The organism is Cellulomonas sp. RIT-PI-Y, assembly GCF_025642745.1.
Lineage (GTDB): Bacteria > Actinomycetota > Actinomycetes > Actinomycetales > Cellulomonadaceae > Cellulomonas.
The window spans coordinates 76511-102855 of the sequence record NZ_JANZKP010000004.1 but is presented as its reverse complement, the minus strand read 5'-3'; the positions used below and the strand labels follow the sequence as shown (position 1 = coordinate 102855).

Below are 26345 nucleotides of genomic sequence, written 5' to 3'. Positions count from 1 at the left end.
CCCTCAGCGCGGTCCACCGTCGGGACCGCCGTCCCCGCGTCTGCCTGTTCACCCGTCCCCTGCCCGTGCTCTCGGTACCCGGTCTGCCGTGTCCCGGCGGTGCCTCCGGACGACCGTCCGGATCTGCCGCGGGCACAGGGCGGCTCGGCGACCCCTCCGTCGCCGAACCGCCCTGTGCCGAGTGAGCGCTGGTCAGCCGGCGCTGCCGATCTTGTCGAGCTGGTCCGAGATCTTCGAGCCGAGGTCGAAGCTGTTGAAGGCGGTCACGAGCGCGACCACCAGGATCGCGGCGACGATCACGATGCCCAGGTACTCGAGCGTGCCCTGACCGAGCTCGCGGTTCTCGAGCATCTTGCGGATGCGGATCTGCGTGTTCACCAGCATGCGAGTCATTGGAATCCCCGATCTGTTCCCCGACCGCCGCTCGGCGGTCCCTCCCTGGCCCGGGACCAACGTCCCGGCTCTTCCTGACACCACTGACACTAGGGGCGGGGACGCGGCCGGCGGAGGGCCCGTGGGCCCAACCGCAGGCCCATCCTTCTCCCGGGCCCGGGCCCAGCCGAGGCCCCGGCACCTGGGCTAGGCGGCCCCCAACCACACGGCGACCGCCTCAGCACGGCTCCGCACGCCGAGCTTGGCGAAGATGTGGTTGATGTGGTTCTTGACCGTCTTCTCGGACAGGAAGCACTCCCGCGCGATCTCCCCGTTGCTCCGGCCCACGGCGACCAGCTCCATCACCTCGATCTCCCGCTCGGACAGACCGGCGTCCGGACGGACGGGCGCGACGGGCTCCGGCGGCTCGGACCACGTCCGGCGCATCGCATCGGCCGCGGCCCGCGACAGCAGGAACTGCCCGTCCCGGACGGCGAGCACGGACCGCTCCAGCTCATGAGCGGCGAACTGCCCGTGCACCAGGTACCCGCTGGCGCCCGCCTCGACCGCCGCGCGGACCACCTCCGGCGCGTCCGAGTACGTGAGCATCAGCACCTTGGTCCATTGCCGGACCTCGGTCAGCACCTGGACACCGTCCCGGCGGGGCATCCGCACGTCCAGGAGGACCACGTCCGGCAGAGTGGCGCGGATGACCCGGACGGCCTCCTCGCCGTCACCCGCCTCCCCGACCACGCGCATCCGGTCCGATGCCTCGATCAAGGCGCGCAGCCCCATCCGGATCACGGAGTTGTCGTCGACGACCACCACGGTCGCCTGGGTCAGCGCGGCGTGATCACCCGCGCCGGGCAGGTCGGACTGCACCTCGGACATCAGCGGCCTCCTCGACCGTCGGGACGCGCGACGACGGCGAACGGCTCGTCCACGACCGGGATCGGACCGGTCCGGGGCCCGGGGATGTCCACGACCACGACCGATCCCCGCCCGGGCTGCGAACTCAGGGACAGGGTCATCCCCACCGACCGGGCGCGCTCGTCCATCCCGGTGAGGCCGAAGTGCCCCGCCGGGCTGCGGCCGTCCGACGGCGGATCGAACCCGCAGCCGTCGTCCTGCACGCTGACGCGCGCGGCCCCGTCCGCCCTGCCCTGCAGCGACACCTCGACCGACGTCGCCCCGGCGTGCCGGCTGATGTTCTCCAGCGCCTCGCCCAGGATGGCCAGCAGCTCGTACCTGGTGTCGGTGCCGAGATCGACCACGCCGTCGACGGTGACCCGGCACGGCACCCCGGACTGACCCGACCAGGTCGCGCAGACGCCGGTCAGCACCTCCGCGAACGGCCGGTCGGGTTGATCGGCCCGCATCCGCACCAGCAGCCGACGCCCCTCGTCCGCCGCCTGCTGCGCCGCGGACGCCAGCTCCCGGGCATGCCCGACCGCCTGATCGCGGTCCCGCTCCACCCACATCGGCAGCGCCTCGGCCGCCAGCGCGATCCCGTGCAGCGTCTTGCCGAGCGAGTCGTGCATCTCCCGGGCCAGCCGGGCACGCTCGTCGGCCGCCACCGCGCGCTGCTCGGCCTCGGCCAGCGCGTTCGAGGTGGACAGCTGGAGCTCGTGGGCGCCGCGCACCGTCAGGCCCACGGCGATCAGGATCACGTACAGCGCGGGCACCCCCAGCGCGATCATGAAACCCCGCTCGTCGCCGGGCCAGATCCGCTCGACGAGCAGATACCCGGCGACCAGGACGACGGCGCTCAGCACCGCGACCCGCCGTTCGAACAGCACTCCGATGATCAGCGCGGTCGAGAAGGTGGCCAGCACCAGCGGACTCTCGACACCGAGCACCGAGACCACGCCGAGCACGATCAGCAGGTCCACCAGGAGCACCAGCGGGTGCCGCAGCACGAAGTCGGCGACCGCCGGTGAGAGCAGCACCGACAGACCGGACGTGCTGAGCACCACGACCGCCGCCAGCACCGTCGCGGTCATGGTGTTCCCGACCAGACCGAGCAGGGCGACCATGATCGCCAGCAAGCGCACGATCAGCGAGATCTGCACGAGCTGACGGGAGAAGTCCCGGTGCTGTCCGATCGACATCTCACATCCCCAGCAGCGAACCGAGGTCGACGTCGGCCCCGACGTAGAGGCCGATCGCGATCAGCACCAGGGCTCCGGGCACCAGCACCAGCGAGGTCACCAGCGTCACCCGCGGTGCCGTGCGCGCCGCGGCCTGGCGCTGGCGCTGGCCGCTGTCCCGGCGCATGTCCTCGGCGATCTGTCCGAGCGACTCGGCCAACGGGGCACCGAGCTCCTGCGACTGGAGCAGGGCCGAGACGAACTGCCCCACCGGTTCCGAGGTGCTGCGACGGCGCAGGTCGGTGAACGCCTGACGCACCGACGCGCCACTCGCGATCTGCTGCAGTGTCAGGGTGACCTCGTCCGCCAGCGGCCCGTCGAAGCGCTCGGCGACCCGCGCCAGCGCCGCGCGGAAGTTCACTCCGGCCATCACCGTCACGGCCAGCACGTCCAGGAAGTCCGGCAGGTCGCGGTCGATCCGCTCGCGCCGCCGTCGCTGGGCGGCCGCCACCCGGCTGAGCGGCAGCACCACCGGGACGGTCAGTCCGAGCGCCGCGATCAGCAGATTGCCCTGCAGCAGCAGGACCAGGATCACCGGGGCGACCAGCACGCCCCACCACGCGGTGCTCTGCAGGTAGCCGTCGACGGTCATGCCGTCGGGTCGGCCGGCCTCGTCGATGCGTCGTTGCAGCCCGGCCAGCCGGCGCGGACCCAGCAGGGAGCGCAGCCGCGGGACCTGCGCACGGGCCAGCCGTTGCAGCGGGCTCTCGCCCTCCGCGCGCCGGCGCTGCTGCCCACGCAGCAGGTCCAGGTCCTCCACGGCCAGGACGTCCAGCGCGTCGGAGCGCACCATCCGCCAGCCGACCATGAACACCACCACCGCGAGCGCGGCGACGGCGGACATCGCGATCGCGACCAGCGGGCTCATCCGTCGAACCTCGCCATCCGGCGGATCAGCAGGAACCCGGAGACGAACAGCACGGACGCGACGACGAGCGCGGCCCGCCCGAGCCACTCGGAGGTCATCGCCTGCACGGTGCCGGGCTGGATGGCGTTGAGCAGGAACAGGAGACCGAAGCCCATGCCGATCACCAGGTAGCCGGTCGACGTGGACTGCGCGAGCGTGGTCCGCACCGCGCGCCGGGTCTCCTTGCGCTCGTCGAGCGTGTTGGCGATGTCCCGGAGCGACGCCACCAGCGACCCGCCCGCGCGAGCGCTGACCAGGAGGGTGGAGACCAGCACCGACACCTCGCGCGACGGCAGCCGGGCCTCCAGTTCGGACATCGCGGTGTCCAGGCTGTCCCCGAACCGCATCCGGCTGGCCACCCGGCCGAGCTCCGGACCGGCCGGTGCGGACAGCTCGTTGGACGCGACGCCGATCGCCGCCGAGATCGAGAGCCCGGCACTGGTGGCGTTGGACAGCACCCGGGCGAGCTCGGGCATCTGGGCGACGAACTGCTCGTTGCGGCGCTCCCGCCCCCGGGCCAGGAACATCCGGATCCCCACCACGATCGCCACGACCCCCAGGAGGCCGAACGCCGGGGCCAGCCCGACCGCCAGCACCCAGCCGACGGCGATGCCGCCCAGGACGGCGATGCCGAACACCACCACCGGCGGACGCTCGTCCTCCCCGGCCAGCACCAGTTGACGCTCGGTCCACCGGCCGAGCCGGGTGGTCCGGAACAGGCGGTCCCAGCGCTCGATCCGTCCCACCCCGGTCAGCGGCGTGCTGGTCTCGCTGAGCGCCTCCAGCAGGACCCGGCGCTGTGGGCGGACCGAGAGCAGGTCGCGCAGCCCGGTCACCAGGAACACGCTCGCCGCGATCACCACGACGAGGATCAGCAGAACCGTCACGGCGCGACCTCCTGGCGGCCGGAGCCGAGGGACTCCCCCGCGATCCGCAACCGGTCCACGAGCTCCTGCGGAGCGGCGTACGCGAGGAAGGCGCCGGCGGGACCGTGGTCGGTCACCGCCTCCGGATCCCAGCGCATCAACGGCACCAGCCGGAAGTCCTCCCGGTGGCGCGAGGCCACGTAGGAGACGTCGACCACCCGCCGGGTGCCGTCCGACCCGCGCAGCAGCTGCACCACGATGTCGATGGCGTTGTTCACCTGGTCGCGCAGCGCGTGGAAGGGCACCTCCACGTCGCTCATCGACGCCAGGGTCTCCAACCGGATCAGCGCATCCACCGCGGAGTTGGCGTGCACCGTGGCCAGTGAGCCCTCGTGACCGGTGTTCATCGCCTGCAGCATGTCCAGCGCCTCGCCGCCGCGGACCTCTCCGACGATCACCCGGTCCGGGCGCATCCGCAGCGCGTTGCGCACCAGGTCGCGGATGGTGACCTGGCCCTGGCCCTCGACGTTCGGCGGCCTGGTCTCGAGCCGGACCACGTGCTCCTGGGCCAGGGACAGCTCGGCGGCGTCCTCGATCGTGATGATGCGCTGCCGCGACTGGATGAACGCCGACAGCGCATTGAGCATCGTCGTCTTCCCGGAGGCGGTACCGCCGGAGACGATCACGTTCAGCCGCGCGCGGACGCAGGCCGCCAGCAGGTCTGCCGTCGCGGCGTCCAGGCTGCCGCGGTTCAGCAGCTCGTCGAGTCCGTACGCCTTCGGGAACAGCCGGATCGTCACGGTCGGTCCGTCCAGGGCCAGCGGCGGGAGCACCACGTGCACCCGGGCGCCGCGCGGCATCCGTTCGTCCGGGGGGAGCCGGGCGTCGACCATCGGGCTCGACTCGTCCACCCGCCGGTTCACGGTGGAGACGATCCGGTCGATGGTCTGCCGCAGCTGCTCCTCGCTCGCGAAGGCCGTCGGGACGCGCTCGACCTGGCCGAACCGTTCGACGTAGATCGTGTCGTGGCCGTTGATCATCACCTCGGACACCGTCTCGTCCGCCAGCAGCGGCTCGAGCACACCCAGGCCGATCGACTCGTCCACCACGCGCCGGATGAGCGCGTTGCGTTCACGGGTGGTGAGGATGACGCCCTCGGTCGACACCAGGTGGGCGACGACCCGCTCCAGACGGATCCGGCGCTGACCCGCGTCGAGCCGGCCGAGCTCGTGCAGATCGACCTCGTCCAGCAGCTTGCGCCGGAACGTCGCGACCAGTCCCTCGTCCAGGTCACCGCGGGACGCGCTCGCGATCACCGCGGGCTCGGCCCGCCGCGAACCGGTGCCGGCCCAGTCGTCGAACCCGCCCCTCATCGGTCCGTCCTCGGCATGGCCGCCTCGCGGGTGACCGTGAACGTCGGCAGCACCGCGACCCGCGGCACCCGCACCTCCACCAGCACCGTGTCCCCCGCGACCTCCACCCGCTCGGCGTCCAGGCCGCCGGGCAGCGAATGATCCACCGCCGTCGACACCGACTGGCCCAGGCTGTGCGCCCGGGCTCCGTCCCGCACGGCCTGGTTCGTCGCCAGCACCGTGTACCCGGCCGCGCAGACCTGCACCAGCAGCAGCAGGACGACGACCACGACGGGGATCACGCCGAGGAGTTCCAGGGCCGCGCTGCCGCGGTCGCCGTGCGGCCGTCGCCGCCGGTACGCCGTCACGGTTCGCTCACCACCTGGCGGTCGACCGTCACGTCCCACGGCGTGGCGAAGACACCCGGCACCATCAGCGGGACCCGGGCCTTCACGGAGACCGTCGTCGACCCCGCGTCGGCCGAGCCGACCGCGACCGTGAGCTGGTCGCGCATCCCGTCCGGGAACCGGTCCTCGGCCGCCTGGCGGACCTCGTCCGGCCGGGTGGGGTCGATCGCGGCGACCCGCGCCGCGTCCGAGGCGGCGTAGCCCGTCCAGACATAGGTCATCCCCGCCACCCCGAGCTGCCACAGCAGCACGCAGGCCAGCACCATCCACGGCAGGACCCCGAGCAGCTCGATGCTCGCCGACCCCTCGTCGCCCCGGTGCGGCAACCGGATGGCACGCCGCCCGCGGACGGGGGCGGCGCCGGCCTCCGCCGCGGACGGGGGCTCCGCCTGGCCGCGGCCCGAGCGCTGCGCCCGGCGTCCGGCGCTCCGCGTCTCGGCGGCCTCGGCGCTCTCCTCGGCGGCACCGAGGTCGGCCACGACGGCCGCACGCGCCACGCCGACCTCCCGGCCGACGCCGCGGAGCGCACGCCACCAGACGGTCTCCTCCACCAGCTGCGGCGACCGGGCGTTGGCGGACTCCACCAGCTTGCGGCCGAGGTCCGGCAGGACCGTGTCCAGCAAGGGCGAGGGCGCCAGCTTCCGCACGGTGTCGGGCTGCACCTCGTCCCGCCGCGAGTGCTTGTTCAGCAGCACCCGCGAGCCGCTCGCCTTGCGGACGCCGAGGGACTCCCACCAGCCGACGTTGCGGCGCGCGGCGCGCAGGCTGATCAGGTCGGGGGTCACGACGGTGACCACCTCGTCGGCGATCTCGATCACGGCCGCCTGCACCGGGGTCACGTGCGATCCGGTGTCGACCACCACGAGGTCGTACTGCTGACGGACCAGACCGATGATCTGCCGGACCGCCGCCGGGGTCACCCACTCGACGTCCCGGACGTCCTCGGGCGGCAGCAGCAGGTGGAGCCCCGACTCGTGCTCGAACACCGCGTCCACCACCGTCCGCGGCGACAGGTCCTGCGATACCTTGGCCAGATCCGCGATCGAGGTCCGGTAACGCGCCTCGATCAGGCTCGTGACGTCGCCCTTCTCCAGGTCGAGGTCGATGACGAGCACCTTGAGCCCGGGCACCTCGCGGCGGACGTCCCAGCACAGGTGCGTGACGATCGACGTGGTGCCGACGCCGCCCTTGGACCCGGCGAACGCGACCACCGCGGCGCGACCACGCGTGCCCTCACCCGCGTCCTTCGCGGCCATCAGCATGCTCTGCAGGTGCCGGGACCAGTCCAGCGCGCTGGACACCCGCTGCTGCACGTCCTCGAACGACAGCGGGTAGGAGAGCACGCCCCGCGCCCCGGCGTCCATCGCCGCTGCGAGCGCCTGCGGTTCGGCGTCCTCGGAGACCACCACGGCGACCGTCGCCGGCCGGCGCAGCCCGAGGTCGCGCACCACCTGGTGCACCGGCTCCGGACCGAGCTGGTCGTGCACGAGCACCAGATTCGGCTCGTGGGCCAGCACCAGGGCCGCGAGCTCCGTCGTGGTCTCGGCGACCCCCACCACCTCGACGTCCGCGGCCTCCGCGAGCTGAGCGCGCAGTTCGTAGGCGACGGACTGATCGGCGCAGCCGATCACCACCAAGCCGGCCATCAGTTGCCCACCCCTTCCGGCACGGCGGTCCCGCCGAGTTCGTCGGCGTCGAATTCGCTCTGCTCACCGGTGCGGTCCCCGCCGGTGCCGGTCGGCAGACCCACCAGGCGGACCTCCTCGGCGAAGGCCGCCGCGTAGGTCACGGCCAGGGCGTCGTTGGGCTCGAGCGCGAGGGTCACCGGGACGACGGTCTGCTGTCCGGTCAGCGAGTCGTCGTCGGTCTCGACCTGACTGCCGCGCACGGAGACCACCCGCACGTTGCGCACCAGCACCTGGACCTGCTTGGGCAGCCCGGCCACGTCAGCGAACACCGCGTAGATGTCGACGTAGTCGCCCGGGGCGACCCGATCGGCGATGCCCGTCACCTGGTCGACCTTGATCGCGATCTCGCGCTCGGTCGGGCTCAGGTCCGAGGCGGCGACCAGCATGTCGGTGGTGAGCATGGTGCCCTCCTGGACGGCCACCCCGACCTTGCGGCCGACCAGGTCGTCCTGCGTCACCTGCGCCGACTCGGAGAGCCAGCGGGCCGGCACCTCGTCCGCGACCAGGGTCTCCTCGGAGAGTTCGGTGTACGCCGGGAGGTCGTCCGCGGCCCGGTACACGGTGACCTTGTCGCCCACCTGACTGGAGACGTCGCCGACGTAGGCGGCCACGACGACGAAGACGACGACCGCCAAGAGGGCGGAGAGCAGGATGAACAGCACACCTCTGCGCTGGCGGGGGTTCACGACTGGCCTCCGGTGAGGTCGGTGCGACCAGCGGGTCGCACATGGCAGTAGGGGCAGAACGCGTCGAGCACCGCGGCGCCACAGATGGTGCACCGTTCGGCGCCCTCGGTCCGGGGCAGCGGGACGTCGTGCGAGTGCGGCAGCGCCACCAGCTCGACCGCCCGAGGGGCGCCGAACCGGTCGGGGTCGAGCCGCAGGCCGGGCAGCTCCACCGTGTCGGTGGTCCCGGTCACCCGGTGGAGGTGGTCGAGGGCCGGCGGCGGCACCTCGCCCCCCGCCCGGTACAGCGCGTGCCGGGACAGCGCCGCCGGCTGCGCGGCTGATCCCACCGGCACGACGCCGGGCCCGGCGTCGCCCGCGAGCGTGACCACGAAACCGCCGCCGCTGGGAAGCAGCGAACGCATGTGCTGTCCGAGGCTCGGGGCGGGGTCGGCGAGCCGCGCGACGCTGGGCGTCCACGCCCCGCTCCAGGTCGACCCGGCGAGATCACCGAGCAGCGACGGGAGCGCTCCGGCGTCCAGCCGCACGCCGGCCACCTGGAGCGCCAGGAGGACCAGGGCGGCGGGTCCGTGCGGGAGCAGGCACCACGCGACGGCGGTTCCACGGTCGGCGAGCAGGGCCGCGTGCCGCCGGACCTGGGCCTCGTGCCGGCGCTCGCCGATCAGCAGGACGTGCGTGGCGTTCTCGTCGACGCCGTCCCACAACTCCTCGAGCGCCTCCGGGCCGACCACCACCACCGGCTCGCCGCTGAGAAGATCCACCAGGTCGGGTGTCACGTCGACAATGGCTGCCACCACAACCTGCTGCATCTGTCAGGGCTCCTTACGCCACCGGTCATTGGGGAAAGTAGGGGAGAGCGTCATCGGTAGCATCCGCAACCGACAAAGCCACCCATTTGGCCGCGCCGCCGATCACATCATGACTTTGGTCCCTTGACCGCTTCGAAGAGAAAGCGTGGCCACCCTATGGCACCCTCCGCCTCGCCCCTGCGTCCGCTCCTGGTCGACGGCCGGCACGTCGCCGACGCCGAGGTCGCCGAGACCTGGTCGGCCCGGGCCCGGGGCCTGCTCGGCCGGCGCCGGCTGCCGCAGGCGTTGCTGCTCCGGCCGGAGAACTCCGTGCACGCGGTCGGCATGCGGGTCACGCTGGACATCGCGCTGCTCGACGCGGACGGGCGCGCGATCGTCGTCACGGTGCTCCGGCCCTGGCGTGCCACCCGCCCGAGGCGCGGCGTCCAGGCCGTGCTCGAGGCGCCGCACGGGGCCTTCGCGCGGTGGGGACTGGTCACGGGCTCTGTCGTCACCGTCACCCCCGCGGTCGATCGGCCGTCCTGATCATCGCCTCATCATCTCGGCGCAGCCACGCGTCCGATGGGGCGCTGGGTCCCGGGACGGGCCCAGCACGCCGGGCTCCGGATGGGCCCGCAGACCCATCCGGTCGGCCGCCCGGGCGCCGGACGATGGAGAGGCACGGCACGCCGACCGGGTGTGCCCCTGCCTGAGGAGGCCACGTGCCCGTCCCGCTCGCCGCACGGATCGCGCTCGTCACGGCAGGCGGCGCGGGGGTGGCCGCGCTGCTCGGCGACTGGACCGTCCTGGTCACCAGCGACAGCCGGGCCGACCTGGTGGTCCGTCCCGTGCTCGTCGGCGCCCTGCTCGTGACGCTGCCCGCGGTCCTGGTACGTCGCCGGCTGCTGGCCGCGCACCAGGGCGCGCTCGCCGCCGCCACCCTGGTCGGGCTGCTCGCCGGCTACCTGGTCAACCCCTACGCCTGGACCGGCCGCGCCCTCGTCGCCGAGGGGATCGTCGGCCGGGGCGTGGAGGCGAGCGCGCTGGACCTGCTGCTCTGGCTGGCTCTGGGTGCCGGCGCCGCGCTCGCCCAGACCCGGCACGCCGCGGGGCGCGACCAGGCACTCGGCTATCGCGACTGAGCGGTCAGCGGTGAGCACGAGAAAAACGTTCCGGCCTAGTCGGAGCGCACCCGTAGCGTGCTCTCCCGTGCGTCCCCTTCCGCTGCCCGATCCCGGGCATCCCCCGCTCACCGGTCCGTGGGCCTATCTGCGATGGCTGGGCCGCCGCCAGATCGGCGTGCTGCTCGGCGCCACCGCCGTGTCCGTGGTCGGCAACGTGGCCGGCGCCCTGCAACCGCTCGCCCTCGGGATGGTGGTCGACGACGGGCTCACCCACGGGCTGAGCTCCGGTCTGTGGTCGGGCTGTCTGCTGCTGTTCGCGCTCGGGATGACGCAGGTCGGCGCGAACGTCTGGGGGCATCGCCTGGAGGTGGAGAACTGGCTGCGCGCGGCCTTCGCCTCCTCCCAGCAGATCGGCCACCACGTCACCCGGACCGGTGACGCGGTCACCGACACCCTGCCCACCGGCGAGGTCGTGGCCACCGTCGCCTCCGACGCGCTGCGGATGGGCGAGGTCTTCAGCATCCTGCCCCGCCTGATCGGCGGGATCGTCGCGTACCTGACGCTCGGCGTCGTGCTGCTGACCATCTCCCCGCCGCTGGGGCTGCTGGTGCTGCTCGGGCTGCCGGTGGTGGTCGCCGTGCTCTCGCTCCTGGTGCCGCCGTTGCAGCGCCGTCAGGCCGCCCAGCGCGAGGCCACCGGGCGGCTGACCACCCTCGGCGCGGACACCGTCTCCGGGCTGCGCATCCTGCGCGGGATCGGCGGCGAGGACGTGTTCACCGGGCGCTACCGCGAGCAGTCGCAGAAGGTCCGCGGCACCGGTGTCGCGGTGGCCCAGACCCAGTCCTTCCTGGACGCCTTGCAGACCCTGCTGCCCGGGATCTTCCTCGCGGTGGTGGTCTGGGCGGGCGCCCGGCTGGCGATCACCGGGGACATCACTCCCGGACAGCTGGTGTCCTTCTACGGTTTCGCGGCCTTCCTGACCCAGCCGCTGTGGACCGCCAGCGAGGCGATCCGCGTCCTCACCCGTGCCGTGGTCGGCGCCCGGAAGATCCTCACCGTGCTGCGGGTGCCGGTCGCCGGGCACGACGACCCGGCCACGCCCGCCGAGTCCCCCGACGCCGGAGCGGAGCTGGTCGACGAACGGTCGGGCCTGGTGGTCCGCCCCGGCCGGCTGCTCGCGGTCGTCGGCTCCGACCCGGACGAGTCGGCGCGGATCGCGCTCCGGCTGGGTCGGCACGGCGGCGACGAGGACGACGCGCCGGTGTCCGACGTGCGCTGGGGACGTGCCGTGCTGCGCGCACTCGGGCTGACCGAGGTCCGCGGCCGGATCGTGGTCGCCGAGTCCACCCCGCACCTGTTCACCGGGACTCTGGTCGACGAGCTGGACGTCCGCGGCGGCGCCTCCCGGGACGATCTGCTGGCGGCGATGCGGGTCGCCGACGCCGCCGACGTGCTCGACTCCGTGCCGGACGGCCTGGACGGCGAGGTCGAGGAGAAGGGGCGGTCGCTGTCCGGCGGTCAGCGGCAGCGGGTCGCCCTGGCCCGGGCGCTGCTCACCGACGCCGAGGTCCTGGTGCTGATCGAGCCGACCAGCGCCGTCGACGCGCACACCGAGGCCCGGATCGCCCAGCGCCTCGCCGAGCACCGACGCGGCCGGACCACCGTGATCGTCTCCGCCAGCCCGCTGGTGCTGGACGCGGTGGACGAGGTCGCCCTGGTCGAGCACGGCCGGGTCACCGTCACCGGCCCGCACCGCACCCTGATGACGACGCACCCCGGCTACCGCCGGGTGGTGTCCCGCTCCGACGACGACGAGTCGCCCGAGGAGGTGACCGGCCATGCGACTGCCCGTCGCTGAGGCGTCGACCCTGCGTCGGCACACCGCCGGACTGCTGCGCCGGCACCGCCGGTCGCTGTCCGGGGTGGTGGTGCTGCACGTCCTGGCGGCCACCGCGGGACTGGCCGGGCCGTGGCTGCTCGGCCGGCTGGTGGACGCGGTGCAGGCCGGGACCACCACCGCCACCGCCGACCGCACGATCCTGGTGCTGGTGGCCGCGGTCCTGGCTCAGACCGTGCTGATCCGCTACGCCCAGCGCGCGGCCATGGTGCTCGGGGAGACGGTCTTCGCCGACCTGCGCGAGGAGTTCATCGCCACGGTCACCCGGCTGCCGCTGTCCACCGTGGAGCGGGCCGGGACCGGTGACCTGGTCGCCCGGACCACCACGGACATCGACCGGGTGCAGTACACCGTGCGGTTCGGCGTGCCCCGGGTGCTGGTCACCACGGCCACCACCGCACTGACCGTGGTCGCGGCGCTGCTCACCAACCCGCTGGTCGCGCTCGGCCTGTTCGCCGGTGCGCCCCTGCTGATCGGGGTGACCCGCTGGTACCTGCGCCGGGCGACCTCGGCCTACCTGCGCGAGTCCGCGGCCTACGCCACCATCAACGGCACCATCACCGAGTCCGTCGAGGGCGCCCGCACCGTCGACGCCCTCAGCCTGGGCGCCCGCCGGCGACGACGCCTGGACGCCGACCTGCGCGAGGCCTTCGCCGCGGAGAGCGCCACGCTGAACCTGCGGACCGTGCTGTTCCCCGGCGTGGACACCTCCTTCGTGCTGCCCACCGTCGCGGTGCTGATCTGGGGCGCGTTCCTGATCTCCACCGGCCACGCGACGGTCGGCGCGGTCACCACCATCGCGCTGTACGCGATCCAGGTGATCAACCCGATCGGCGAGCTGATCTTCTGGCTGGACGAGATCCAGGTCGGCGCCACCTCGCTGGCCCGGATCATCGGCGTCGCCGACGTGCCGCAGGACCGCACCGAGGGCACGGCCCGTCCCACCGACGAGCAGGTCCGTGCCAGCGGCGTGCGCTACGCCTACCGGCCCGGCCACGACGTGCTGCACGGCATCGACCTGGACCTGACCGACGGCGAGCGCCTGGCGGTGGTCGGGCCCTCCGGCGCGGGCAAGTCCACCCTGGGCCGGATGCTCGCCGGCATCCACCCGCCGACCGGCGGCAGCGTCACGGTCGGCGGCGTCCCGCTGGTCGACCTGCCGCTGGACGGCCTGCGCGGCCACGTCGCCCTGGTCACCCAGGAGCACCACGTGTTCGTCGGACCGCTGGCGGACAACCTCCGGCTCGCCGATCCGTCCGCCGACGACGGCGCGCTGGAGCGTGCCCTGCGGGCGGTCGACGCCTGGGACTGGGTCGAGGCCCTGCCCGAGGGGCTGGCCACCGGGGTCGGCTCCGGTGGTGTCGCGCTCACCCCCGCCCAGGCGCAGCAGATCGCCCTGGCCCGCCTGGTGCTGCTCGACCCGCACACCCTGGTGCTGGACGAGGCGACCTCGCTGATCGACCCGCGCGCCGCCCGGCACCTGGAACGCTCGCTGTCCTCGGTGCTGGAAGGCCGCACGGTGATCGCCATCGCCCACCGCCTGCACACCGCGCACGACGCGGACCGGGTCGCGGTGGTCGACGGCGGCCGGATCACCGAGATCGGCCCGCACGACGACCTGGTCGCCGCGGGCGGCGACTACGCCAGCCTCTGGGACTCCTGGCAGCGGGAGTGACCGCGGCGACCGCCCGGCCTGCCGTGGGCCGCCGGGCGGCGTAGCGGTCCACGGCGGTGCGGCCCCTGCCGGCTCAGTCCACCGGGACGTCGGTGAGCCGGAAACGGTCCGGGACGTCGATCGTCACGGTGTCGCCGCCGGGATCGGGCCACACCACCGTCGCGGTGATCCGGTCCCCCTGGTCGAGCCGCACGCTGAGGAACTGGTCGGCGAGCGTCGACCGCAGGTCACTGCCCTCCTCCTGCCCCGGACGGAGGTAGTCCGCCGGGTAGTAGCGGGTGCCGTCGGCGAGCAGGGTGGCATTGTGCGCACCTGCGACCAGTGTGGTGTTGCTCAGCCCCCGTCCGGCGGACAGGCCCTGGCTGTAGGTGCCGAACAGCTCCAGCAGCCCGACCTCTCCCGGCGTGTCCCGCGCGACCGTGAGGGAGCCCACCAGGTAGGCACCGACCCGGCTCACCTCGGCGCTGACCTGCACGTCGTCGCCGTCGCGGGGGACGGTGACGACGTCGGACCCGGTGGCCTCGGGACCGGTGGCCTCCGGGAGTGCACCGGTGCCCCCCTGCTCGAGGCTGACGGCCGCGCCCGGACGGGTCACCGTGAACGTGATCTCCACCCGCCGGTTGGCGGCCCGGGCCTCGGCGCTCTGTCCGGGGACGGCGGGCTGGCTCTCGCCGCGGCCCTCGGTGCTGAGCGTGAAGCCGGGCAGGGCCGGGCCCAGACGCTCGGCGACCGAGGTGGCCCGCTGCTCGGACAAGGTCTGGTTGTGGTCGTCGGGGCCGACGTCGTCGGTGTGGCCGACGACGGTCACGGCGCCCTCCGCGCCGACCGCGGCGATCTCGGCGGCCGCGGTGTCGATCACGGCCTGCGCCTCGGCGGTGAGCGCGAACTCGTCGGTCGCGAAGAGCACGTCCGCCGCGAGCGTCACGGTGGCCTGGTCCTCGGTGACGCGGGCCGCCGAGCTGTCGTCGAGGCTCTGGGTGAAGACATCGACCGGGACGGAGGCATAGGTGATCTCGCCGTCGCGGCCGAGGTCTGCCGGCGTGATCGGCAGCGGCTCCTCCGACTCGACCACCGGGACATCCGTGACGAGGCCGAAGTACGGGAAGAGCACGCTCACGGTGTCCGAGCTCGGCGCCGGGTAGAAGCCCTCGCTGGACACGGTCTCGTCACCGGTGAGGAGCAACCCGTCCCGGGTCACGGCGGGCTGGTTCGTGTCGTCCCGGCCGGGCAGGAGCACCGTGGCGGCGTCCAGATCGAGCAGCCGCACGGCGTCGATGCCGTTCGGGCCGGTGGCCGTCTTCAACGCCAGCCCGAGGGCGATCTGCGCGTCGGCCGGCGCGTCATCGCCGAGGGAGTAGGCCACCCGCACCAGGGCGACGTCGTCGACGACCTGGACCGGCTGGACCTCCAGGTGCACCGGGATGTCCTGGTACACGGCGTCCGCGGTGACGGCTTCCGCGGTGCCGGAGGCGCTCGCGCTCGGCGTCGGCGGCTCGGAGGGATCCGGTTGCGGTTCCTCGGCGCTGCAGCCCGCGAGCAGGACGGCGGACACCGCCAGGGCCGTCGGGATCCGGAATCGACGCACGGTGCTCTCCTCGGGTGCGGGGGCCCGGCGGACCGGACCCGACGTGACGTGGGAGGGGGCACACCCCACGGGTGCGCCCTGTCACGCTACCGGGGCTGGTCGTGGGGCCGCGAGCGTCCCTCGCGTGCCTCCCCCGGTCGCGCGGCGTCCGGCTCGGCCGCCGCCTCCGCGGCGGCCAGCTCCGCGAACGGGTCCGTCCCGGAGGACCGCAGCATCTCGTCCCGCACCAGCCGGATCCACAGGAAGACCGCGAAGGCGCCGAAGATCCACCACTGCGCCGCGTAACCCAGATTCTGGATGTTCAGCCCGGTGCCGGACCGGGTCGGCGCGCCCAGCAGCTCCAGACCGTCGGCCTGCGCCGGGTCCGACGCGGAGAGCACGGCGTACCCGGTCCAGATCGGGCCGCCCCAGACGCCGAGCAGCTCGGCGGAGGAGATCGAGTCGGTGGTGCCGGCGGGCAGCGCATCCGGTGCCTGACCCGAGTCCTCCGAGGCCTGCAGGTACCCGGTCACGGTGACCGTGCCCTCCGGCACCGCCAGGTCGGGCGAGCCGGTGTCGGCGACCCAGCCGCGGACCACAGGCAGCACCGCGCCGGAGTCGGTGCGCAGCGGGGTGAGCACCAGCCAGCCGGACTCGCCGTGCAGGACCCGGTCCGCGACCAGCAGCTGGCCGTCGGCCTCGTAGCTGCCGGTGGCGATCACCCGCCGCCCGACCAGCGCGCCGTCGAAGGTGCTCTGCGGAGCCAGGACGTCGTCGATCGGGACCGGCGTGGCCGCCTCGGTCTCCTCGAGCGCGGCCTGGGCGGCGGCGGCGCCGCGGATCTCGGCACGGTCCAGCTGCCACACGCCGAGCCGGGCGCAGACCGCGGCGGCGGCCAGGAACAGGATCAGCAGACCGATCATCCGCGGGCTGCGGGCGACCTGCCAGAGCGAGCGCCGCCCGACGGGCGCTCCGGGGCGGTCGTCGATCTGCGGCGCGGACACCACCTCACGGTACCCGGGCCTCGCCTGATCACGACCCCCCTGGTCACGCGCCTGCCACCTCCGGACGGGTGCATCCCCAGGTCAGATGATGTTTGATGGCGAGTGATCGCTGGTAGGCGGTCGGGGTCGGCCTGGGTCGGACGTCCCGGCTCGTGGCGGATCGCGCCACGAAGCTGAGGGTGCCCGGTGGTGGGGGCGGCCGGGCCCGCGAAGATCCAACAACGGGGAGACAGCATGAGCACGACGACGTCGCAGCTCGACACCTGGCGGACCGGTTCCGGTCAGCCCGTCTCGGACGAGACACTCCGACGCATCGACGCCTGGTGGCGGACGGCGAACTATCTGTCGGTGGGGCAGATCTACCTGCTGGCCAACCCGCTGCTGCGGGAGCCGCTCACCAAGGACCACGTGAAGCCGCGCCTGCTGGGCCACTGGGGCACCACCCCGGGCCTGAACTTCCTGTACGCGCACCTGAACCGCGTGATCGCGGAGCGCGAGCAGTCGACCCTCTACCTCACCGGCCCGGGCCACGGCGGTCCCGGCCTGGTCGCGTCGGCGTACCTGGACGGCACCTACTCCGAGGTGTACTCCGACATCACCCACGACACCGAGGGCGTCCGCCGCCTGTTCCGGCAGTTCTCCTTCCCGGGCGGCATCCCGAGCCACGTGGCCCCGGAGACCCCGGGGTCGATCCACGAGGGCGGTGAGCTCGGCTACGCCCTGTCGCACGCCTACGGCGCCGTGTTCGACAACCCCGACCTGCTGGTCGCCGCGGTGGTCGGTGACGGTGAGGCCGAGACCGGCCCGCTGGCCACCTCCTGGCACTCGAACAAGTTCATCGACCCGGCCAAGGACGGCGTCGTGCTGCCGATCCTGCACCTCAACGGGTACAAGATCGCTAACCCGACCGTGCTGGCCCGGATCCCCGAGGACGAGCTGCTCGCCCTGATGCGCGGGTACGGCCACACGCCGCACCTGTTCGTCGGCGGGTTCGACGGCGAGGACCACCTCGAGGTGCACACCCGGTTCGCGGCGCTCCTGGACGAGGTGCTGGACGAGATCGCGGAGATCAAGGCGCGGGCCGCCGCGGGCGACGAGTCCCGTCCGGCCTGGCCGATGATCATCTTCAAGACCCCCAAGGGATGGACCTGCCCGCCGGTGATCGACGGCAAGCAGGTCGAGGCGTCCTGGCGTTCGCACCAGGTGCCGCTCGCCAGCGCCCGGGACACCGACGAGCACCTGCACGTCCTCGAGGGCTGGCTGAAGTCGTACCGCCCGGAGGAGCTGTTCGAGGAGGACGGGTCGGTCAAGGCCGACATCACCTCGCTGGCGCCCGGCGGCACGCTCCGGATGAGCGACAACCCGCACGCCAACGGCGGCCTGCTGCTCAAGGACCTGCGACTGCCGGACTTCCGCGACTTCGCGGTCGAGGTGCCGGTGCCGGGCGGCTCGATCTCCGAGGCGACCCGCGAGCTCGGCAAGTACCTCACCGAGGTGATCCGGCGGAACCCGGACAACTTCCGGATCTTCGGCCCGGACGAGACCGCCTCCAACCGCCTGCAGGCCGTGTTCGACGTGACCGACAAGCAGTGGAACGCCGAGTACCTGCCCACCGACATCGACGACCACCTGGCCCGGTTCGGCCGCGTGGTGGAGATGCTGTCCGAGCACCAGTGCCAGGGCTGGCTGGAGGGCTACCTGCTCACCGGGCGGCACGGCCTGATCACCTCCTACGAGGCGTTCATCCACATCGTCGACTCGATGTTCAACCAGCACGCCAAGTGGCTGAAGGTCACCAACCACATCCCGTGGCGCCGGCCGATCGCCTCGCTGAACTACCTGTTGTCCAGCCACGTCTGGCGGCAGGACCACAACGGCTTCAGCCACCAGGACCCGGGCTTCATCGACCACGTGGTCAACAAGAAGGCCGAGATCGTCCGGGTGTACCTGCCGCCGGACGCGAACACCCTGCTGTCCACCTACGACCACTGCCTGCGCAGCCGGCAGTACGTGAACGTGGTGGTCTCCGGCAAGCAGCCCGCGCCGAACTTCCTCACCATGGACGAGGCGATCGCGCACTGCACCCGCGGTCTGGGCATCTGGGACTGGGCCGGGACCGAGGTGGACGGCCAGGACCCGGACGTGGTGCTCGGCTGCGCCGGGGACGTCCCGACGCTGGAGGTGCTGGCCGCGGCCGACATCCTGCGCCGCGAGCTGCCGGAGCTGAAGGTCCGCGTGGTGAACGTGGTCGACCTGATGCGGCTGCAGGACGAGCGCGAGCACCCGCACGGACTGTCCGACCGGGAGTTCAACACCCTGTTCACCACGGACAAGCCGATCGTGTTCGCGTACCACGGCTACCCCTGGCTGATCCACCGCCTCACCTACCGCCGCAAGGGTCACAAGAACCTGCACGTGCGCGGGTACAAGGAGGAGGGCACCACGACCACGCCCTTCGACATGGTGATGCTGAACGACCTGGACCGGTTCCACCTGGTGATCGACGTGATCGACCAGGTCCCGTCCCTCGGGTCCAGGTGCGCGGGTCTGCGCCAGAAGATGCAGGACGCGCGCCTCGAGGCCCGGGAGTACACCCGGGCGCACGGCGAGGACCAGCCCGAGGTGCGGGACTGGGTCTGGCCGGATGCGGGCGACACCGGCACCGCGACCGGTGGTCCGCAGCAGAGCGCCACCACCGCCACCGGTGGCGACAACGAGTGACCCACGAGGCCGATGGCCCGCACCCCACCCGGTGCGGGCCATCGGCCTTCTCGGGACCTAGGTCCTCGCGGACTCGCCGCAGCGGCCGGTCCACCACCGGAGGTGACCACCGCCACCGCCCCGATCGTCGCGGTCACCACCACCGGTCCGGCAGAATTCATCCCACCACCTACGCACCCGGGCGATCCCCGGGGATCCCGAAGAGGAAGAAGCCATACCCGTGGCCCGCAGCATCTACGTGACATCCCCGGAGGGTGACACCGGCAAGTCGACGGTCGCCCTCGGCCTGGTCGACCTGCTCACCCGCACCGTGCAGAAGGTCGGGGTCTTCCGGCCGATCGCCCGGTCCACCGAGCACGCCGACTACGTGCTCGAGCTGCTGCTGGCGCACGACGGCGTCGACCTCAGCTACGACGACTGCATCGGCACCACCTACGAGCAGGTGCACGCCGACCCGGAGGCCGCGCTGGCCACCATCGTGCAGCGGTACCACGCGGTCGCCCGCCAGTGCGACGTCGTCGTGATCGTCGGCTCCGACTACACCGACGTCGCCGGACCGGCCGAGCTCGGCTTCAACGGCCGGATCGCCGCGAACCTGGGCGCCCCGGTGCTGCTCTGCGTCAAGGGCCAGGGCCGCAGCCCGGAGGAGGTCCGCCAGGTGGCGGGCGTCGCGCTCACCGAGCTGGAGACCGCACACGCCCAGGTGGTCGCCGTGGTCGCCAACCGCTGCGACCCGGAGTCCGTCGAGGCGGTCCGCACCGAGCTGTCCGCGCTGACCAAGGCCTGGGCGCTGCCCGAGGACCCGTTCCTGGTGGCCCCGACCGTGCGTCAGCTGATGGACTCGGTGGACGGCACCCTGATCGGCGGCGACCCGGAGCTGCTGTCCCGCGAGTCCACCGAGCTGCTGGTCGGTGCGATGTCGATGGAGCACCTGCTGGAGCGGATCGCGGACGGCGTCGTGGTGATCACCCCCGGCGACCGCGCGGACATCCTGCTCGGCCTGCTCACCGCGCACTCCGCCGACGGCTTCCCGTCCCTGTCCGGCATCATCCTGAACGGCGGCTTCACCCCGGCGCCGATCGTGGAGCGCCTGGTCGAGGGCCTCGGGTCCAAGCTGCCGATCATCCGGACCGAACTGGGCACCTTCCGCTCGGCCAGCGCCGCCGCGGGCACCCGGGGCCGCCTGTCCGCGGACTCCCAGCGCAAGGTCGACACCGCCCTGGCCCTGTTCGAGAAGTACACCGACGCCGAGGAGGCGCTGGCCGCGCTGGAGGTGCCCTCCCCGGAGGTGGTCACCCCGCTGATGTTCGAGTACGAGCTGCTCGACCGGGCCCGCGCCGACCGCAAGAACATCGTGCTGCCGGAGGGCAACGACGACCGCATCCTGCGCGCCGCCTCCACCCTGCTGCACCGCGAGGTCGCCGATCTGACCATCCTCGGCGACGAGGCCGCGATCCGGGCCCGCGCCACCGAGCTGGGCCTGAACCTGGCGAACGCGACCATCCTGAACCCGAAGTCCGGCGAGCTGCTGGAGCGCTTCGCGGCCGAGTACACCGAGATGCGCAAGCACAAGGGCATGACCGTCGAGCGGGCCCGGGAGATCGTGTCCTCGGTCAGCTACTTCGGCACGATGATGGTGCAGCTGGGCCTGGCCGACGGCATGGTCTCCGGCGCCGCGCACACCACCGCGCACACGATCAAGCCCTCCTTCGAGATCATCAAGACCGTGCCGGGCGTCTCCGTGGTGTCCAGCGTGTTCCTGATGTGCCTCGAGGACCGGGTGCTGGTCTACGGCGACTGCGCCGTCAACCCCGACCCGACCGCCGAGCAGCTGGCCGACATCGCGATCAGCTCCGCGCAGACCGCCGCCCAGTTCGGCATCGAGCCGCGGATCGCCATGCTGTCCTACTCCACGGGCGAGTCCGGTTCGGGCGCCGACGTGGACAAGGTCCGCGCCGCCACCGAGCTGGTCCGCGAGCGCCGCCCCGACCTGTCGGTCGAGGGGCCGATCCAGTACGACGCCGCGGTGGACGCCTCGGTGGCGCAGACCAAGCTGCCGGACTCCGCGGTGGCCGGGCGGGCGACCGTGTTCGTCTTCCCCGACCTGAACACCGGCAACAACACCTACAAGGCCGTGCAGCGGTCCGCCGGTGCCGTCGCCGTCGGCCCGGTGCTGCAGGGTCTGCGCAAGCCGATCAACGACCTGTCCCGGGGCGCCCTGGTGCAGGACATCGTCAACACCGTCGCCATCACGGCGATCCAGGCCCAGGGCATGGGCTCGACCTCGGAAGGCACGAAGTGAACAACGTCCTCGTCATCAACTCCGGCTCCTCATCGATCAAGTACCAGCTGGTCGACGTCCAGTCCGGGGACGCCCTGGCCTCCGGCATCGTCGAGCGGATCGGTCTGGAGGTCGGCAAGCTCAAGCACGAGGGCCCGAACGGGAAGTCCGAGCTCGAGCAGCCGATCCCGGACCACGAGGTCGGCATGCGGCTGGTGCTCGACGCCTTCGCCCAGCAGGGCCCGGCCATCGACGAGTCCGAGCTGGCCGCGGTCGGCCACCGGATCGTCCAGGGCGGCGACGTCTTCGACGGCCCGGCGCTGATCACCGACGAGGTGCTGGCCCAGATCGAGGAGCTGTCCCCGCTGGCCCCGCTGCACAACCCGGCCAACGCCGCCGGGGTGCGCGCCGCCCGTGCCGCGTTCCCCAACGTGCCGCACGTCGCGGTCTTCGACACCGCCTTCCACCGCACCATGCCCCCGGCGGCCTACACCTACGCGATCGACCTGGACGTCGCCGCGCAGTACAAGATCCGGCGCTACGGCGCGCACGGCACGTCGCACCTGTTCGTCTCCCGCGAGGTCGCCGGGTGGCTGGGCAGGGACCTGGCGTCGACCAACACCATCGTGCTGCACCTGGGCAACGGGGCCTCGGCCTCCGCGGTCCAGGGCGGCGAGTGCATCGACACCTCGATGGGCCTGACCCCGCTGGAGGGCCTGGTCATGGGCACCCGCTCCGGGGACATCGACCCGGCCGTGCTGTTCCACCTGTCCCGTCAGGGCGGCTACACCATCGACCAGCTGGACGACCTGCTGAACCGCAAGTCCGGCATGCTCGGCCTGTCCGGGTACACCGACATGCGCGACGTGCACGACGCGGTGGCCGCCGGGGACGACAAGGTCCGGACCGCGCTGGACGTCTACTACCACCGGATCAAGGGCTACGTCGGCAACTACTACGCCCAGCTCGGCCGGGTGGACGTGATCGCCTTCACCGCCGGCATCGGGGAGAACGACGACATCGTCCGCGCGGGCGCCCTGAAGGGCCTGGAGGGTCTGGGCATCAGGCTGGACCTGGCGCGCAACGAGGGCCGCAAGAAGGAGCCGACGATCATCTCGACCGACGACTCCCCGGTCACCGTCGTGGTGTACCCCACCAACGAGGAGCTGGAGATCGCCCGCCAGGCGGTCGCCACCATCTGAGTCACCCGTTCGGAGCCCGTCACGCCGCACGACGTGGCGGGCTCCGTCGTGCCCGGCGGGTGAACTTCCGCGTGAATGCGCTTCCATCGTCCGACGTCTGAGATTTCCGGGCAGGTCAGAGCTGCTTCACCCATTTGATACCTCCACCCGCTTCACCCGCGGGCCGATACTTTCTGCATGACGACTGCTCGGGTGGCTCAGGGGGCCGACCCGACGGACTGGCGGCACGAGCTGACGCAGGTGGACGCGCTCTGCGACTCGGCACCCGCCCTGTGCGTGGCGCTGGTCCCCAGCCTGCTGGAACGTGCACGGGCCGAGGGCCGGACCGCGGTGGAGATCGAGCTGGAGTACCTCTCCGGCTGGGCGCGACACCTGCTCTCCGACGATGCGCTGGCCCTCGGGTCGATGGAGCGCGCCCTGGAACTGGCGATCACGCTGCAGGACCGCGCCTGGGAGGGCCGGGTGCTGCAGGGGCTGGCCTCGGTCTACAACGGCTTCGGCGACAACCTGTCCGCCCTGGAGCTGCTGGAGCGGTCGCTGTCCATCCGCCGCGAGCTCGGCGACATCGAGGGCCTGGCCGCCGCGCTGAACAACCTGGCCGACACCTACATCTCGATGGGCCGGTTCCCGGAGAAGGCGTACGAGCTGCTGACCGAGGCGATGACGCTCTGGCCGCAGGTCGACCGGCCCGACGGCACCAGCGCCACCCTGTCGGGCCTGGCCAAGCTGACGACCGACGACGCCGAAGCGCTGTCGCACACCGACCCGACCAGCTCCCGGACGCTCGCCGAGCGCGCGGTCCAGCTCGCCGAGCAGGGGGTGGCCGCGGCGATGACCGCGATCGGGGTCGGCGCGTCCGAGGGCAACGCCCGCCTGGTCGCGGAGGGACAGGTCCGCCTCGCACGCGCCCACATGGCCCACGGCGACCTCGCTGCGGCACGTCAGGTGCTGGACGCCTGTGCGCTGGCCCTGCCGCAGATCTCCGCCCGCTACCTGACCATCCGGTACCACGCCGCCCTCGGCCGCCTGCACCGGTTGCTCGGCGACCTCACCGCCGCCCAGGTGACGCTGACCTCCGCCCTGGTGCTGTCCGAGGGGTCGCGCCCGATGGAGCGCGCCGACGTGCTGCACGAGCTGGTCGCTGTGCACGAGGACGGCGGCGACCTGAGCGCGGCGCTGGAGACCCACCGGCAGTACCACGAGGCCGTGATGGAGCAGCGCGACCAGGCGGCGGAGCGGCGCGGGATCCTGGTGAACGCCCAGCTGGACGTCGACCGGGTCCGCCAGGCGCACGACCAGACCCGTCAGCACGCGGCCGAGCTGGCCGCGATGAACCGTTCGCTGGCGCACGACGCCTCCCACGACGCCCTGACCGGCCTGTTGAACCGGCGGGGGCTGGGCCCGGTGCTGGACAGCCGGGACGGCGAGGCCGACCTGGCCTACGTGGTGGCCGACCTCGACCTGTTCAAGGCGGTCAACGACCAGCACTCGCACCCGATCGGTGACGAGGTGCTGCGCCGGGTCAGCCAGATCATGACCGCCTGCCTGCGCCTGGGCGACGTGGTGGCCCGGGTCGGTGGCGAGGAGTTCGTCCTGGTGCTGCGGCACTGCCCGCCCGCCGACGCGCTGGCCGCCTGCGAGCGGATCCGGATCATGGTGGCCGCCCACCCGTGGGAGGACCTGTCCCCCGGGCTGCGGGTCACCATGAGCATGGGCGGGGTCTGCGCCGGACCGCAGGACGACGCGGCGTCGTTGGCGGCGCGCGCTGACTCCGCGCTCTACGAGGCCAAGCGGCGCGGGCGGAACCAGGTCGCGTTCATCCCTCCGCCGGAGGCCTTCGTCCCGGAGCCGGTCGCGGCCCGCTGAGCACCCGCAGCCCGGCCAGCAGCGCCGGTGCCCACCGCTCCGGCGGCCCGGACAGCACCTGACCCGGACCCAGACCCCGGTGCACCCCGTGCTGCACCGCCACGGTCCGGGACCGGGTCAGCGCGAGCAGCCCCTCGGCGCCGTGCCGGGCACCCCAGCCGGACTCCCCGCGACCGCCCTGCGGCGCCGCCCAGGAGCCCCAGGACATCTGATAGCCGTCGTTCACGTCCACCGAGCCGACCCGCAACCGGTCCGCCACCGCCCGGCCCCGACGGGTCGACCCGGACCAGACCGCCGCGTGCAGGCCGTAGCGGGTGTCGTTGATCGCGGCCACCGCCTCGTCGTCCGAGGCGACCTGGTACACCGCGACCACCGGACCGAAGGTCTCCTCGGTGGACAGCCGGGCGTGCGGGCTCACCTCGGTCAGTACGGTCGGTTCGTAGGCGTAGGGGCCGATCTCCGGACGCTGGGTGCCGCCGGTCAGCAGCTGCGCACCCGACGACAGCGCATCCTCCACGTGCTCGACCACCCGGGCCAGCTGCTCCGCCCCGGTCAACGACCCCAGGTCGTAGCCGTAGTCCAGGCCGGTGCCCAGCCGGAGCGCGCGGACCCGGCGACGGAAGGCGGTCAGGAACGCCCCGGCGATCGCCCGGTGCAGGTAGAGCCGCTCCACGGACATGCACAGCTGCCCGGTCCCGCCGAAGCAGGCCCGCACCGCGCCCTCGGCCGCCAGCTCCGGGTCGGCGTCGTCGGCGACGTAGAGCGCGTTCTTGCCCCCGAGCTCCAGGGTGGACGGCACCAGCTCGGCCGCCGCGCGGGCGGCGACCATCCGACCGGTGGCGGTGGACCCGGTGAACAGCACGTGGTCCGCGTGGTCGATCAGACGGTCGCCGACCGTCGGGCCGTCACCCAGCACCACCTGCACCAGGTCCTCCGGGAATCCGGCGTCGACCAGCAGCTCGGCGGCCCACAGCGCGGTGAGCGGGGTCTGCGGGTCCGGGCGCAGCAGCACCGCGTTCCCTGCCGCCACGGCGGGGAGCACGTCACCGAGGGTCAGGCTCAGCGGGTAGTTCCACGGTGCGACCACCGCGACCACCCCGGCCGGGTCGTGCGCCACCCGCACCGAGGTCAGCGGGCCGAGCAGCCCCGGTCGGCGGTCGGCGGCCAGCAGCCGGCCCGCTCTCCGGGCCAGGAACCGGGCACCGAGCACCACGTCGGTGATCTCCTCCAGTGCGGCGGCGCGGGCCTTGCCGTTCTCCAGCTGGATCAGGTCGAGCACGTCCGACTGCCGGGACAGCAGCAGTTCGGCGGTCCGGCGCAGCGCACAAGCCCGGGTGCGGTGGTCGGTCCGGGCCCACCGACGTTGCGCGGCACGGGCGGACCGGGCGGCGGCGGCGAGGTCCTCGGCGGTGGACTGCGGCAGGGTGGCCAGCGGCGCTCCGGTCCACGGGGCGTGATGGGTGACCTGTCCCCCGGTCGCCCTGGCCCGGCGCACCAGGTCGGCGAGCAGCTCCGGTTCCAGGACCAGGGTGGCCAACGGGTCGGTCTCGGGGTCACGCAGCGCTTCCGGCACCATGCCGGTCAGGCTACGCGCCCCGGTGCGGCGTCAGCCGAGCTCCGGTCGGCGTGCCCGTGCTTGTCCAGGTCGTGCCGCCACCGCGCGTGCCGGTCGTGCCCGTGCCCGTCCTGCTCGTCCCGCCACCGCGCGTGCCAGTCATACCCGTTCCGGAGCCCCGTGCCCGTCCTGCTCGTCCCGCCACCGCGCGTGCCGGCCGTGCCCGTGCCGGAGCGCCGG

At 72.9% G+C, this 26345-nt stretch carries 21 protein-coding genes; 8 read left to right on the top strand and 13 right to left on the bottom strand.

Annotated features, from left to right (window positions below; all coding sequences use genetic code 11):
- Positions 1–192: 192 nt before the first annotated feature.
- The 10 genes from OGL89_RS02840 to OGL89_RS02795 form a co-directional block, all read right to left on the bottom strand.
- Entirely contained in the window at positions 193–384 is a 192-nt protein-coding gene (locus tag OGL89_RS02840; RefSeq protein WP_263118351.1) for a hypothetical protein, read from the bottom strand.
- A gap of 195 nt (positions 385–579) precedes the next feature.
- Positions 580–1263 carry a response regulator transcription factor gene (locus OGL89_RS02835; RefSeq protein ID WP_263118350.1) on the bottom strand — a complete coding sequence of 228 codons (684 nt, stop codon included), beginning with the start codon at positions 1261–1263 and terminating at the stop codon, positions 580–582.
- A complete protein-coding gene (locus OGL89_RS02830; RefSeq protein ID WP_263118349.1) occupies positions 1263–2483 on the bottom strand; it encodes a histidine kinase in 1221 nt (406 codons plus the stop codon). Before OGL89_RS02830 ends, OGL89_RS02835 begins: the two co-directional genes overlap by 1 nt.
- 1 nt (position 2484) lies before the next feature.
- Positions 2485–3390, bottom strand: coding sequence for a type II secretion system F family protein (locus OGL89_RS02825; protein WP_263118348.1), 906 nt, complete (start codon positions 3388–3390; stop codon positions 2485–2487).
- Positions 3387–4316, bottom strand: a complete 930-nt coding sequence (locus OGL89_RS02820) for a type II secretion system F family protein (RefSeq protein WP_263118347.1) — start codon at positions 4314–4316, stop codon at positions 3387–3389. The genes OGL89_RS02825 and OGL89_RS02820 overlap by 4 nt, the downstream gene beginning before the upstream one ends.
- Complete coding sequence (locus tag OGL89_RS02815) at positions 4313–5668, bottom strand: CpaF family protein (protein ID WP_263118346.1); 1356 nt, start codon at positions 5666–5668, stop codon at positions 4313–4315. Before OGL89_RS02815 ends, OGL89_RS02820 begins: the two co-directional genes overlap by 4 nt.
- Positions 5665–6015, bottom strand: coding sequence for a TadE/TadG family type IV pilus assembly protein (locus tag OGL89_RS02810; protein ID WP_263118345.1), 351 nt, complete (start codon positions 6013–6015; stop codon positions 5665–5667). Before OGL89_RS02810 ends, OGL89_RS02815 begins: the two co-directional genes overlap by 4 nt.
- Positions 6012–7700 (bottom strand): AAA family ATPase, encoded by a 1689-nt coding sequence (locus OGL89_RS02805; protein ID WP_263118344.1) that lies wholly within the window; start codon positions 7698–7700, stop codon positions 6012–6014. Before OGL89_RS02805 ends, OGL89_RS02810 begins: the two co-directional genes overlap by 4 nt.
- On the bottom strand, positions 7700–8428 hold the full coding sequence (gene cpaB / locus OGL89_RS02800) for a Flp pilus assembly protein CpaB (protein ID WP_263118343.1): 729 nt from the start codon (positions 8426–8428) through the stop codon (positions 7700–7702). Before cpaB ends, OGL89_RS02805 begins: the two co-directional genes overlap by 1 nt.
- Positions 8425–9222 carry a hypothetical protein gene (locus OGL89_RS02795; RefSeq protein ID WP_263118342.1) on the bottom strand — a complete coding sequence of 266 codons (798 nt, stop codon included), beginning with the start codon at positions 9220–9222 and terminating at the stop codon, positions 8425–8427. The genes cpaB and OGL89_RS02795 overlap by 4 nt, the downstream gene beginning before the upstream one ends.
- A 171-nt stretch (positions 9223–9393) precedes the next feature.
- On the opposite strand from OGL89_RS02795, the gene OGL89_RS02790 reads away from it, so the two are divergent.
- The 4 genes from OGL89_RS02790 to OGL89_RS02775 all read left to right on the top strand — a co-directional run bounded on the left by OGL89_RS02790 (position 9394) and on the right by OGL89_RS02775 (position 13912).
- Positions 9394–9762, top strand: a complete 369-nt coding sequence (locus tag OGL89_RS02790) for a DUF192 domain-containing protein (protein WP_263118341.1) — start codon at positions 9394–9396, stop codon at positions 9760–9762.
- A 176-nt stretch (positions 9763–9938) separates the two neighbouring features.
- Complete coding sequence (locus tag OGL89_RS02785; RefSeq protein ID WP_263118340.1) at positions 9939–10358, top strand: hypothetical protein; 420 nt, start codon at positions 9939–9941, stop codon at positions 10356–10358.
- Positions 10359–10425: 67 nt separating this feature from the next.
- Positions 10426–12198: an ABC transporter ATP-binding protein gene (locus tag OGL89_RS02780; RefSeq protein ID WP_263118339.1), complete on the top strand. Its 1773-nt coding sequence runs from the start codon at positions 10426–10428 to the stop codon at positions 12196–12198.
- Positions 12179–13912 (top strand): ABC transporter ATP-binding protein, encoded by a 1734-nt coding sequence (locus OGL89_RS02775; protein WP_263118338.1) that lies wholly within the window; start codon positions 12179–12181, stop codon positions 13910–13912. Before OGL89_RS02780 ends, OGL89_RS02775 begins: the two co-directional genes overlap by 20 nt.
- A 73-nt stretch (positions 13913–13985) precedes the next feature.
- On the opposite strand, the gene OGL89_RS02770 is transcribed toward OGL89_RS02775, so the two are convergent.
- Together OGL89_RS02770 and OGL89_RS02765 are read right to left on the bottom strand one after the other, a co-directional pair.
- Positions 13986–15497: an OmpA family protein gene (locus OGL89_RS02770; protein WP_263118337.1), complete on the bottom strand. Its 1512-nt coding sequence runs from the start codon at positions 15495–15497 to the stop codon at positions 13986–13988.
- Between the two features lie 86 nt (positions 15498–15583).
- Positions 15584–16480, bottom strand: a complete 897-nt coding sequence (locus tag OGL89_RS02765; RefSeq protein ID WP_263118336.1) for an SURF1 family protein — start codon at positions 16478–16480, stop codon at positions 15584–15586.
- Positions 16481–16714: 234 nt separating this feature from the next.
- On the opposite strand from OGL89_RS02765, the gene OGL89_RS02760 reads away from it, so the two are divergent.
- From OGL89_RS02760 to OGL89_RS02745, 4 genes are all read left to right on the top strand, one after another.
- Positions 16715–19201 carry a phosphoketolase family protein gene (locus OGL89_RS02760; protein WP_263118335.1) on the top strand — a complete coding sequence of 829 codons (2487 nt, stop codon included), beginning with the start codon at positions 16715–16717 and terminating at the stop codon, positions 19199–19201.
- 220 nt (positions 19202–19421) lie between these two features.
- On the top strand, positions 19422–21503 hold the full coding sequence (gene pta / locus OGL89_RS02755; protein ID WP_263118334.1) for a phosphate acetyltransferase: 2082 nt from the start codon (positions 19422–19424) through the stop codon (positions 21501–21503).
- Positions 21500–22684 (top strand): acetate kinase, encoded by a 1185-nt coding sequence (locus OGL89_RS02750; RefSeq protein ID WP_263118333.1) that lies wholly within the window; start codon positions 21500–21502, stop codon positions 22682–22684. Before pta ends, OGL89_RS02750 begins: the two co-directional genes overlap by 4 nt.
- Positions 22685–22861: 177 nt before the next feature.
- Positions 22862–24550, top strand: a complete 1689-nt coding sequence (locus tag OGL89_RS02745) for a diguanylate cyclase (RefSeq protein WP_263118332.1) — start codon at positions 22862–22864, stop codon at positions 24548–24550.
- Here the strand turns inward: OGL89_RS02745 and OGL89_RS02740 are convergent.
- Positions 24501–26126: a succinic semialdehyde dehydrogenase gene (locus OGL89_RS02740; protein WP_263118330.1), complete on the bottom strand. Its 1626-nt coding sequence runs from the start codon at positions 26124–26126 to the stop codon at positions 24501–24503. The two genes, OGL89_RS02745 and OGL89_RS02740, sit on opposite strands and share 50 nt — an antisense overlap.
- Positions 26127–26345 lie beyond the last annotated feature (219 nt).

Coding starts and splice junctions, on each gene's coding strand:
- OGL89_RS02830 (WP_263118349.1), bottom strand. CDS start 2,483: ATGTCGATCGGACAGCACCGGGACTTCTCCCGTCAGCTCGTGCAGATC.
- OGL89_RS02740 (WP_263118330.1), bottom strand. CDS start 26,126: ATGGTGCCGGAAGCGCTGCGTGACCCCGAGACCGACCCGTTGGCCACC.
- OGL89_RS02835 (WP_263118350.1), bottom strand. CDS start 1,263: ATGTCCGAGGTGCAGTCCGACCTGCCCGGCGCGGGTGATCACGCCGCG.
- OGL89_RS02745 (WP_263118332.1), top strand. CDS start 22,862: ATGACGACTGCTCGGGTGGCTCAGGGGGCCGACCCGACGGACTGGCGG.
- OGL89_RS02825 (WP_263118348.1), bottom strand. CDS start 3,390: ATGAGCCCGCTGGTCGCGATCGCGATGTCCGCCGTCGCCGCGCTCGCG.
- OGL89_RS02815 (WP_263118346.1), bottom strand. CDS start 5,668: ATGAGGGGCGGGTTCGACGACTGGGCCGGCACCGGTTCGCGGCGGGCC.
- OGL89_RS02840 (WP_263118351.1), bottom strand. CDS start 384: ATGCTGGTGAACACGCAGATCCGCATCCGCAAGATGCTCGAGAACCGC.
- OGL89_RS02760 (WP_263118335.1), top strand. CDS start 16,715: ATGAGCACGACGACGTCGCAGCTCGACACCTGGCGGACCGGTTCCGGT.
- OGL89_RS02805 (WP_263118344.1), bottom strand. CDS start 7,700: ATGGCCGGCTTGGTGGTGATCGGCTGCGCCGATCAGTCCGTCGCCTAC.
- OGL89_RS02775 (WP_263118338.1), top strand. CDS start 12,179: ATGCGACTGCCCGTCGCTGAGGCGTCGACCCTGCGTCGGCACACCGCC.
- OGL89_RS02790 (WP_263118341.1), top strand. CDS start 9,394: ATGGCACCCTCCGCCTCGCCCCTGCGTCCGCTCCTGGTCGACGGCCGG.